Origin of the sequence: Rahnella sp. NRRL B-41462, assembly GCF_003263525.1 — a bacterium.
Classification (GTDB): Bacteria; Pseudomonadota; Gammaproteobacteria; order Enterobacterales; family Enterobacteriaceae; genus Rahnella; species Rahnella aceris.
This window is the reverse complement of record NZ_JYDF01000122.1, coordinates 1-10,634: the sequence shown is the minus strand read 5'-3', so window position 1 is coordinate 10,634 and position 10,634 is coordinate 1. Positions and strand designations below refer to the sequence as shown.

The 10,634-nt window shown below is 53.2% G+C and carries 12 protein-coding genes and 1 riboswitch; of the genes, 10 read left to right on the top strand and 2 right to left on the bottom strand.

Features of this window, described 5'->3' with window-relative positions:
- Positions 1 to 37: 37 nt before the first annotated feature.
- Entirely contained in the window at positions 38 to 718 is a 681-nt protein-coding gene (gene bioD, locus UC14_RS23440; protein ID WP_112198530.1) for a dethiobiotin synthase, read from the top strand.
- A gap of 4 nt (positions 719 to 722) precedes the next feature.
- On the opposite strand, the gene UC14_RS23435 is transcribed toward bioD, so the two are convergent.
- Positions 723 to 1,433, bottom strand: coding sequence for an ABC transporter ATP-binding protein (locus UC14_RS23435; protein ID WP_013576383.1), 711 nt, complete (start codon positions 1,431 to 1,433; stop codon positions 723 to 725).
- 1,156 nt (positions 1,434 to 2,589) lie between these two features.
- On the opposite strand from UC14_RS23435, the gene uvrB reads away from it, so the two are divergent.
- The 3 genes from uvrB (at position 2,590) to UC14_RS23420 (ending at position 5,596) form a co-directional block, all read left to right on the top strand.
- Positions 2,590 to 4,596, top strand: a complete 2,007-nt coding sequence (gene uvrB / locus UC14_RS23430) for an excinuclease ABC subunit UvrB (protein ID WP_013576382.1) — start codon at positions 2,590 to 2,592, stop codon at positions 4,594 to 4,596.
- Between the two features lie 66 nt (positions 4,597 to 4,662).
- Positions 4,663 to 5,031, top strand: a complete 369-nt coding sequence (locus UC14_RS23425) for a VF530 family DNA-binding protein (protein ID WP_013576381.1) — start codon at positions 4,663 to 4,665, stop codon at positions 5,029 to 5,031.
- 40 nt (positions 5,032 to 5,071) lie between these two features.
- The gene (locus UC14_RS23420; RefSeq protein ID WP_015690230.1) at positions 5,072 to 5,596 is read left to right on the top strand and encodes an isochorismatase family protein; all 525 of its coding nucleotides are present in this window, start codon (positions 5,072 to 5,074) and stop codon (positions 5,594 to 5,596) included.
- Between the two features lie 64 nt (positions 5,597 to 5,660).
- Here UC14_RS23420 and yvcK read toward each other — a convergent pair whose 3' ends face one another.
- The gene (yvcK, locus tag UC14_RS23415) at positions 5,661 to 6,569 is read right to left on the bottom strand and encodes a uridine diphosphate-N-acetylglucosamine-binding protein YvcK (RefSeq protein ID WP_013576379.1); all 909 of its coding nucleotides are present in this window, start codon (positions 6,567 to 6,569) and stop codon (positions 5,661 to 5,663) included.
- Positions 6,570 to 6,832: 263 nt separating this feature from the next.
- Positions 6,833 to 6,989, top strand: a riboswitch (molybdenum cofactor riboswitch).
- Between yvcK and moaA the strand changes: the two genes are divergently transcribed.
- The 6 genes from moaA (at position 6,979) to UC14_RS23385 (ending at position 10,528) form a co-directional block, all read left to right on the top strand.
- Positions 6,979 to 7,965 (top strand): GTP 3',8-cyclase MoaA, encoded by a 987-nt coding sequence (moaA, locus tag UC14_RS23410; RefSeq protein WP_112198529.1) that lies wholly within the window; start codon positions 6,979 to 6,981, stop codon positions 7,963 to 7,965. It overlaps the preceding riboswitch by 11 nt.
- 31 nt (positions 7,966 to 7,996) lie before the next feature.
- Entirely contained in the window at positions 7,997 to 8,509 is a 513-nt protein-coding gene (gene moaB, locus UC14_RS23405) for a molybdenum cofactor biosynthesis protein B (RefSeq protein WP_013576377.1), read from the top strand.
- Between the two features lie 2 nt (positions 8,510 to 8,511).
- Positions 8,512 to 9,003, top strand: a complete 492-nt coding sequence (moaC, locus tag UC14_RS23400) for a cyclic pyranopterin monophosphate synthase MoaC (RefSeq protein ID WP_013576376.1) — start codon at positions 8,512 to 8,514, stop codon at positions 9,001 to 9,003.
- Positions 9,000 to 9,245 (top strand): molybdopterin synthase sulfur carrier subunit, encoded by a 246-nt coding sequence (moaD, locus tag UC14_RS23395; protein WP_013576375.1) that lies wholly within the window; start codon positions 9,000 to 9,002, stop codon positions 9,243 to 9,245. The genes moaC and moaD overlap by 4 nt, the downstream gene beginning before the upstream one ends.
- A gap of 1 nt (position 9,246) precedes the next feature.
- On the top strand, positions 9,247 to 9,699 hold the full coding sequence (moaE, locus tag UC14_RS23390; protein WP_015690227.1) for a molybdopterin synthase catalytic subunit MoaE: 453 nt from the start codon (positions 9,247 to 9,249) through the stop codon (positions 9,697 to 9,699).
- A 118-nt stretch (positions 9,700 to 9,817) separates the two neighbouring features.
- The gene (locus UC14_RS23385) at positions 9,818 to 10,528 is read left to right on the top strand and encodes a Bax inhibitor-1/YccA family protein (protein WP_013576373.1); all 711 of its coding nucleotides are present in this window, start codon (positions 9,818 to 9,820) and stop codon (positions 10,526 to 10,528) included.
- Positions 10,529 to 10,634: the final 106 nt, after the last annotated feature.

The window sequence follows — 10,634 nt, the reverse complement described above, 5'->3', positions numbered from 1 at the left end:
CGCAGGGGAGGGAGCTAAAACCAACACCAGGCTTTTCATGAAACAAAAATACTTTATTACCGGCACCGACACTGAAGTCGGTAAAACCGTCGCGACCACCGCTTTTTTGCAGGCTGCCGCGCAGGCAGGACACAAAACAGCCGGATACAAACCGGTGGCATCCGGCAGTGAAATGACCGGCGAAGGCCCGCGCAACAGTGATGCGCTGGCGTTACAGGCTTACAGCACCGTCGGGCTGTGTTATGACGAAGTGAACCCCTGCACCTTTATCGAACCGACTTCGCCACATATCGTCAGCGAACTGGAAAAACGGCCGATTGATCCGCGGGTGCTATCAGACGGATTACGTCATCTCGAACCGCTGGCGGACTGGGTGGTGGTGGAAGGCGCAGGCGGCTGGTACACACCGCTGACGGCAGATTATACCTTTGCTGACTGGGTTATCGCCGAGCAGTTGCCGGTAGTGTTAGTGGTAGGCATGCGGCTGGGTTGCATTAACCACGCCGTGCTGACGGCGCAGGCCATCGCACAAAGCGGATTGCATCTGGCGGGCTGGATAGCTAACGACGTACAGGAAACGGGGAAGCATCATCAGGCATACATGGATACGCTCATGCGTATGCTGCCTGCGCCTTTGCTGGGCGAGATCCCGTACCTGAGTGCCGGAGCTGACGTTAATTTGGGACAGTATCTTCATCTTAACCGTCTCACGGCATGAGACGTCAGACGGTCAGATAATTTTTGACTAATGTATCGTCAAGCTGCGCCAGTGTGCCTTGCGCGATGTTGCGTCCGCCGTCGACCAGGCAGAACCGGTCGGCAACGCTGCGGATGAACGGCAGTTTATGACCGACCAGCAACAATGTCAGGCCGAGATCACGGTTCAGGCGGTGAATGATATTGCCCATGTTTGCCGCCATCGATGCGCTGGTGTGCTCGGTCGGTTCATCCAGAATCAGTAATTCAGGTTCCTGAACCAGCGCACGACTGATTGCCAGTTGCTGCTGCTGGCTTTCATCGAGCTCACCGGCTTTGCGCGCCCCCATCTCCTTTAATGTCGGAAACAGGTCATACACCTCTTCCGGCACGCGACGGGTCTTATTCCGGCTGGCCATCATGGCGATTTGCAGGTTTTCATCGACGCTCATCTGCGAAAAAATCTGCCGTCCCTGTGGCACATAACCAATCCCCATTTGCGCGCGGCTTTCGACCGGCAAATTCAGCAGACTTTGCGGCTCTTCGTCACGCGACTGCCAGGAGATGGCGCCGCTTTTCACCGGAAGATGCCCCATGATGCAGTTCACCAGCGTGGTTTTTCCCACGCCATTTCGCCCGATCAGGCAGGTACATTGACCGCGGTACAGTTCGAGATTGATATCCCACAGAATATGTTTTTGCCCATAATACTGATTAACTGATTTTACACTTAACATCAGACCTCCCTCCCGCACGGAGCCTTCCGCTGAACTTCATTTTGACGGCCACTGTCATATTTCTGACATTTATGTTCCGCTGTTAATGCCCCAACGCAGAATTTAATTCCGTTTGTTGACGGCTAACCTGACAGCATCAATTACAGATAAATCCCCCTTAATCAGTGATAAATGGGGTTAAGGGGCATTTCCTTGCGCTAAAAGTGATTTTTCCTGCCTGAAAGCAGGGGAATTCTCATTTTTTATGGCGGGGCGAAAAAAGCAGTTCCGGCTGTCGCAACCTCCACATGCAGAGACGTTGCAACTCTCAGGCCAAGTTTGTAAAAACGGCCAGGGAAAGAGAAGTTACAGGGGTGTTAACAGGCGCGCCGCTGATGATTTCGGATTATTCATTAGCATTTCTGAGGTTTTTGAGATTACCCCATAAGGAGTAGTCCACGGTGAACTGCACTTTGCCAGTGCCGTCTTCACTGTTTTTGGTGCAAACACATGGACAAACGTGAGCAAAAAATTCTGGTGAGATGCACTTTTGGTTTTTGCAAGAAACATCAGCCCAGAAATTTAGGCAAAATAGGCATAAATAAGGAGATAAAAAAGATAAAAAATAACTAAAAAAGACCTTTCAGACTCACGGAAGGCAAAATTCAGTTTTTTACCAACTCCCGCAGCGCGGGGCGTGCTGGGACTTATCCACTATTCCTGTGGATAACCTTGTGCATGAGAGTGAGAAAAGTTGCTACAGACGAGTCAGCATGCGGGTTCCGCTTAGTTTGCCCGTATTCGCAGCTTTTTAATGATACTGTTTTTAATCAACGAGTTAGTTAAAAGCAATACAGCCGTAATTCGTTCGTCATAGTTGTGTCAATCTTCGTCAACCTGTGGTCAGAAAATGGAGGGAATGCGGATTTTGGGAAAAAATGTCATCTGATGGTGAGAATTCTCATTCGTCATATCCTAAAAAAGTGCAGCATCGACAGCACGTTAAAACGCCAACACTTTTTATCGATTGGAAGCTGGTTTTATATACAGTATTATAGCGAAGGTAAAATCAGGGCTGGCAAAAATCGCGAAGTCTTTCATACTATTTTTCCGCAAACTGTTCACCCGTTCAGCGCGCATGGCCCTATGCATTCCCATTTCAGTCAGGTAGCCCGTCATGAGTAAAGAGTTCAAACTGCATTCCGAATTTAAACCGTCAGGTGACCAGCCAGAGGCGATACGCCGTCTGGAAGAAGGGCTGGAGAACGGACTGGCGCACCAGACATTGCTCGGGGTAACCGGTTCAGGAAAAACCTTTACCGTGGCGAATGTGATTGCGGATCTGAACCGTCCGACGATGGTGCTTGCCCCCAACAAAACGCTGGCCGCACAGTTATACGGCGAGATGAAAGAGTTCTTCCCCGAAAACGCCGTCGAATATTTCGTCTCTTACTATGACTATTATCAGCCTGAAGCGTATGTTCCGAGCTCCGATACCTTTATCGAAAAAGACGCCTCGGTGAACGAACACATCGAGCAGATGCGTCTTTCTGCCACCAAAGCGCTGCTCGAACGGCGCGATGTCATTGTGGTGGCCTCTGTTTCAGCGATTTACGGTCTGGGCGACCCGGACTTATACCTGAAAATGATGCTTCACCTGACCAAAGGGATGATTATCGATCAGCGTTCGATCCTGCGTCGTCTGGCGGAACTGCAATATGCACGCAACGATCAGGCTTTCCAGCGCAGTACTTTCCGCGTGCGTGGCGAAGTGATTGATGTGTTCCCGGCGGAATCGGACGATCTGGCGCTGCGCATTGAGTTATTTGATCAGGAAGTTGAACGCCTTTCGCTGTTTGATCCGCTGACAGGCCAGGTGCAGCATGAAGTGCCGCGTTTCACCATCTACCCGAAAACGCACTACGTCACGCCACGCGAACGTATTGTGCAGGCGATGGAAGAAATTAAAGTCGAACTGGCGGATCGCCGCAAAGTGTTGCTGGCCAACAACAAATTGCTGGAAGAACAGCGCATCAGCCAGCGTACGCAGTTTGATCTCGAAATGATGAACGAGCTGGGTTATTGCTCCGGTATCGAAAACTACTCACGTTATCTGTCTGGCCGCGGGCCGGGCGAGCCGCCGCCGACGCTGTTTGATTATTTGCCGGCTGACGGCCTGCTGATTGTCGATGAATCGCACGTCACCATTCCGCAAATCGGCGGTATGTACAAAGGCGACCGCTCGCGTAAAGAAACGCTGGTGGAATACGGTTTCCGCCTGCCTTCGGCGCTGGATAACCGCCCGATGCGCTTTGAGGAATTCGAAGCCCTGGCGCCGCAAAGTATTTATGTCTCGGCCACGCCGGGCAAATACGAGCTGGAGAAATCCGGTGACGATGTGGTCGATCAGGTCGTGCGTCCGACCGGTTTGCTGGATCCGATCATCGAAGTGCGACCGGTAACCACGCAGGTTGATGACCTGCTGTCTGAAATCCGCAAGCGTGTGGCGATTAACGAGCGTGTGCTGGTCACCACGCTCACCAAGCGTATGGCCGAGGATCTGACTGAGTATCTGGAAGAACACGGCGAGAAGGTGCGTTACCTGCACTCTGATATCGATACCGTCGAGCGCGTCGAGATTATCCGCGATTTGCGTCTGGGGGAATTTGACGTGCTGGTCGGCATCAACTTACTGCGCGAAGGGCTGGACATGCCGGAAGTGTCGCTGGTGGCGATTCTCGATGCGGACAAGGAAGGCTTCCTGCGTTCTGAACGTTCGCTTATCCAGACCATCGGCCGTGCGGCGCGTAACCTCAACGGTAAAGCGATTCTGTACGGTGATAAAATTACCAATTCAATGGCCCGCGCCATTGAAGAAACCGAACGACGTCGCGCCAAACAGGAAGCGTACAACCTCGAAAACGGCATCACGCCGATGGGGCTGAACAAGAAGATCTCCGACATCCTGCAACTCGGTCAGCCGAAAACCAAAAAGAACAAAGACAAACGCGATGCCGAAGCGGCGCAAACCTTCAAATCGCTTACGCCGAAAGCGCTGGAGCAACGCATCAAAGAGCTGGAAAGCAAGATGTATGCGCACGCGCAAAATCTGGAATTCGAAGAGGCGGCCAACACGCGCGACGAGTTGCATGCCTTGCGTGAGCAGTTTATTGCGATTTCATAACGAGAAGGGTGGTAGACTGCGCGGCTTAAAAATCATGACCCAGACATTTTAACGAAGAGCGAGCCAATGACTGATACACCACAAAACCCTGGCGCAGCGAAAGATCCGCTGCACGGCGTCACGCTGGAAAAACTGCTGACAACGCTGGTGGATAACTTTGGCTGGCCGGCGCTGGCCTCGCAGGTGAATATCAACTGCTTCAAAAGCGACCCGAGTGTGAAATCCAGCCTGAAATTTCTGCGCCGCACGCCGTGGGCGCGTAAGGAAGTGGAAACGCTGTATCTGGATTTCATTGAAGGTCATCTGCGCCCGGATATGACCCGCAGCAAGCGCCGCACACCGCTCTCAGCACAGGCTCCGCAAAAGCCAAAAGTCAGCACCGCCAAACCGGCTGCCGACAGCCCGTGGAATAACCATCCGCTGGTGAAAAAGTAATTTACGCGTATTTCATTCTGTTCATTTGAGGGGAAGGATCGTGTCAGAGCAACATGTTCTTATCGTGGTGGATATGCAAAACGGGGTGTTCGCTTCCCCGCGTTATGACCGCAGCGGACGGGCTGAGCGCATTAATCAGCTGATTGACCGGGCAGGGCGGGTTATTTTCATTCAGCACGCTGAAGGTGAAATGACCGAAGGCAGCGAATTCTGGCAGATATTACCGGAATTGCATCAGCCGGAAGGCGCGATTTCTGTGACTAAAACCGCCTGTGATTCCTTCTACCGCACTTCACTCGATAACGTTCTGCAGGAACTGAATGCGACCCGTTTTACCCTTTGCGGTTGTGCAACGGATTATTGCGTAGACACCACCATCAAAATCGCTGCCAGCAAAGGCTATGCCGTGACGGTTGCGTCAGATGCGCACACTACCGGCGATCGCACACACGCGACGGCGCAGCAACTGATCGGGCAGCATAATGAAGTGTGGCGTGAGTTATCTGTGCCGGGAAATCCGGTAACGGTAAAAACCACTGCGGAAATCCTGGCTGACTGGCAGTAAATTCAGTTTTCGGACGCAAAAAAGGCCGCATCGCGCGGCCTTTCTTATATCTGATGTTTACCAATCAGATCATTTTTTGCAGCGCCTCTTCAATCGCCATGCGTAACATGTCGCGGTCATGACGATAGGGCACATCACTGGCTTCGAGCGGGCTTTGAATAATCAGATGTTCAGTGGCACTTCCGCCGATTTTGACTTTCGGCCCGACAATCGCGGCATCGGCGCGGCGGCCGATGCGTTTCTCGATCATATCCAGTTTGTCGTCCAGCGTCAGCGACGCGGCGGCGACACTCAGTTCCTTCCCCAGATTTCCGATATACACGATATGCGCCCGGCTGCGGCGCAGCGCGGTTGTCAGATCATTCATCAGTAACAACGGCATCAGGCTGGTAAAGAAACTCCCCGGCCCGATCAGGATCAGATTTGCCTCAGCAATGGCCTGTAACGCTTCGCGCGTGGCCGGCACCTGAGGTTCCAGCCGCAGTTCTCGCGGGATCAGCGTCAGTTTATCGACGTTGACTTCGCCGTGAACCGTTTCACCATTGGCATCAATGGCCGCCAGATCGACTGGCTGTTCTGACATCGGGATCAGTTCTGCGTCGACTTTCAGCAGGCTTCGTACCAGATTGATCGCTTCGAGCGGGCGCACGGTGAGATGATCCAGCGCGCGCAGCATCAGATTGCCAAGATTATGGCCATCCAGCTCGCCCTGGCCGCTGAAACGGTATTCGAACATCGCCGACGCCAGACTCGGTTCGGTGATCAGCTGATTCAGGCAATTGCGCATATCGCCCCAGGCAATGCCGCCAACGGAACGGCGGATACGGCCAGTCGAACCGCCGTTATCGGTGGTCGTCACAATGCCGGTCAGGCGCGGACCCAGCAGCGAGAGTGAAGACATCACACGGCCCAGCCCGTGACCTCCGCCTAATGCCACCACCCGGTCGAGGTCAGCTAATGTTCGGTTGCGCATGGTTTTCCTTTCAAATGGGGAGCGGCGGGTTTACATCGTTTTCTGCGGCGGATTTTACCTAATTTTGCAACAAGATGTTATCCCTTCACGCCACTCTCAGGACATTAAAAACCGGGCAGTTTCAGCGTTGAAAATGCAGCCTTTTGTCGTAAAAAATCGTTATGTATCAAAATACATAACGAAAAACCATCTTGGCGTTCAGGACTTTGCGGCGTTAGAATATCCCCCGTTACCCCCGTATTCATTCTCGATCCGCTATGGACGGCATGAATCAACTCCTAGCCCTGGTTCCTAAGTTGCCTTTCTGACGTCGTTCCCACAGAAACAATATGGAGCCCTGGCCGTGACGAAAGTCACCAGGGTGCATGGCAGAAATGCCCGCATCTCCCGTATCTGGAAAGGTGTTAAGGTGCTTCAACTTACTGATGCTTTTGCCCGCAAGTTTTATTACTTGCGGCTGTCGATCACAGATGTGTGCAATTTTCGTTGCACCTATTGTCTGCCGGATGGCTACAAGCCGCACGGACACAGCAATAAAAGCTTTCTCTCGCTCGATGAAATCCGTCGGGTCAGCCGCGCGTTCGCCAGTCTGGGAACGGAAAAAGTGCGCCTGACCGGTGGAGAGCCGTCGCTGCGCCGCGATTTCTGCGAGATCATTGCCGCAGTGCGCGAAAATCCTTCCATCAAAACCCTCGCGGTGACCACTAACGGTTATCGCATGGCGCGTGATATCGATAAATGGCGCGATGCCGGTCTGACCAACATCAACGTCAGCGTCGACAGTCTCGACGCCCGCCAGTTTCACGCCATCACCGGTCAGGATAAATTCCGCGACGTTATGGCGGGTATAGATGCGGCCTTTGACGCCGGTTTCAGCAAGGTGAAAGTCAATACCGTGCTGATGCGCGATGTCAATCACGCCAGCCTGAATACCTTCCTCGACTGGATAAAAAACCGTCCGATCCAGCTGCGTTTCATTGAACTGATGGAAACCGGCGACGGCGGCGACTTGTTCCGCAAACACCACGTTTCCGGTGAGGTGCTGCGCGAACAACTGGTGCGTCAGGGCTGGCAGTTACAACTTCGCTCACGCAGCGATGGCCCCGCGCAAGTCTTCAGTCATCCGGATTACCTGGGTGAAATCGGTCTGATCATGCCGTACGAAAAAGATTTCTGCGCCAGTTGCAACCGGCTGCGTGTGTCTGCCCTCGGCAATCTGCATTTGTGTCTGTTCGGCGAGCAAGGCATTCCGTTACGGGATTTATTAGCCGACGACATGCAACAGGACGATTTGATGGACCGCATTCAGGGCGGCCTCAGCCGTAAAAAACAAACCCACTTCCTGCATGAAGGCAATACCGGAATTACTCAGAACCTGTCGTTTATCGGCGGCTAAACCCGGTACTGATCGTTTAAGGAGCAAACTGATGAGCAAAGCCAGTAAAGAGTTCTTGCCTTTATCTGTCGCGATCATGACGGTTTCTGACCGCCGAACCGACGCTGAAGACACGTCCGGGCATTACCTGAAAGAAGCGGTGACCGAAGGCGGCCATCATGTCGTCGCGCAGCAAATTGTCAAAGAGAACATTTACAGCATCCGCGCTGTTGTATCTGCGTGGATTGCGGATGAAAAGATTCAGGCGATTTTGGTCAACGGTGGCACGGGTTTTAACGCGGGCAACAATACGCCGGAAGCGCTGAAGCCTTTGTTTGACCGTGAAATTGAAGGTTTTGGCGAGCTGTTTCGCATGGTGTCGTTTGAAGATATCGGCACCTCGACGATTCAGTCGCGCGCCATCGGCGGCATCGCCAACCAGACGGTGATTTTCGCCATGCCCGGTTCAACCCGCGCCTGCCAGACCGCCTGGGACAACATTATTGAAGCGCAGCTCGATGCCCGTCAGGGGCCGTGCAATTTCACTCCACATTTGAAGAAATAAGTATGTCTGAACTGACCCATATTAATGCGTCCGGCGACGCTCACATGGTGGATGTTTCCGGTAAAGCCGAAACGGTCCGCGAGGCCCGCGCCGAAGCTTTTGTTGAAATGGCCGCTGACACGCTGGCGATGATCATCAACGGTAATCACCATAAAGGTGATGTATTTGCTACGGCGCGTATCGCTGGCATTCAGGCGGCGAAGAAAACCTGGGATCTGATCCCATTGTGTCATCCGCTGCTGCTGACCAAAGTGGAAGTGAATCTGCAAGCACAGCCGGAACATAACCGTGTGCGCATCGAATCCCGCTGCCGTCTGAGCGGTAAAACCGGCGTGGAAATGGAAGCGCTGACGGCGGCTTCTGTGGCGGCACTCACTATCTACGACATGTGCAAAGCCGTGCAAAAAGATATGGTGATTGGCCCGATCCGCCTGCTGGAGAAAAGCGGCGGTAAATCAGGAGATTTTAAGGCGGAAGGTAAGGTGGAAGTATGATCGACATTCTGTTCTTCGCGCAGGTACGCGAACTGACCGGCACCTCCGGTCTGCAACTCCCTGCTGATTTCGCCACGGTGGAGGAGCTGCGCGCTTCGCTCACCGGACGCGGCGACCGCTGGGCACTGGCGCTGGAATCCGGGAAATTACTGGTGGCGGTTAACCAGACGCTGACCACGATGGCGCATCCGCTGCGTGCGGGCGATGAAGTGGCGTTCTTCCCGCCGGTCACCGGGGGCTGAGATGGATCAGACGAAAATTGTTGTTGATGCCGCGCCGTTCAGCGTGGGTGATGAGTACAACTGGCTGGCGCAATCGGACGCCGACGGTGCCGTGGTCACGTTTACCGGCAAAGTGCGTAATCATAATCTGGGTAATCATGTCAGCGCCTTAACGCTGGAACATTATCCGGGCATGACCGAAAAAGCGCTGGCTGAGATTGTTGCTGAAGCCCGTACCCGCTGGCCGCTGCAACGTGTGTCTGTTTATCACCGTGTGGGACCCATGTATCCGGGCGATGAAATTGTGTTTGTCGGCGTGACCAGCGCACATCGCGGCATGGCTTTTGAAGCCAATGAATTCATTATGGATCATCTGAAAACCCGCGCGCCGTTCTGGAAGCGTGAAGCCACAGAAGAGGGTGATCGCTGGGTCGATGCCCGCGACAGTGATAAAGAGGCGGCGGCGCGCTGGTAAATAGCGCCTCAACCACACGCAGACCTCCCATGCTTTTCTCTCTATCTGTGATACGCTTTACAAATCGGGAGGCTGTTTTGGCCTCATTTTTCATCCTCCATGCAAAAGGGTAATCATCATGGATCGATATCCACGCAGTAACGGTTCAATTGTTGAACGCGCGAATACCGGCATTCAGGCGTACATGGCGCAAGTGTATGGCTGGATGTTCTGTGGTTTGCTGCTGACCGCATTTGTGGCCTGGTACGCTTCCGGCTCTGAAAAAATCATGAGCTTTGTTTTCTCCAGCCAGATTACTTTCTTCGGCTTGATCATCGCGCAACTGGCGCTGGTGTTCGTGATTTCAGGCATGGTGAACCGCCTGAGCGGCACGGTCGCCACCGGCCTGTTTATGCTGTATTCCGCACTGACCGGTCTGACGCTTTCCAGCATTTTTCTGGTCTACACCGGTGATTCAATCTTCGGAACGTTCATCGTCGCTGCCGGTATGTTCGGCGCAATGAGTGTCTACGGTTACGTGACCAAGCGCGACCTGACCGGGATCGGCAGCATGTTGTTCATGGCGCTGATTGGTCTGGTGCTGGCATCACTGGTGAACATGTGGCTGAAAAGCTCCGGCCTCGCGAACATCATTTCGTACGCTGGTGTGCTGATCTTCGTCGGTCTGACGGCGTATGACACGCAGAAGCTGAAAAATATGGGTGCGCAGTTGTCAGCGGATGACCGCGATAACTTTCGTAAATACTCGATTGTTGGCGCACTGACCTTGTATCTCGATTTCATCAACCTGTTCCTGATGTTGTTGCGGATCTTCGGCAACCGCCGGTAAGGTTTTTTGATTTCAAATATGAGAAAGGGGCACTGAGAAGTGTCCCTTTTTTTATGCTGACAGGTTAGGTTTATTAGCTCCCTCCCTTGCGAAGGGGAGGGTTGGG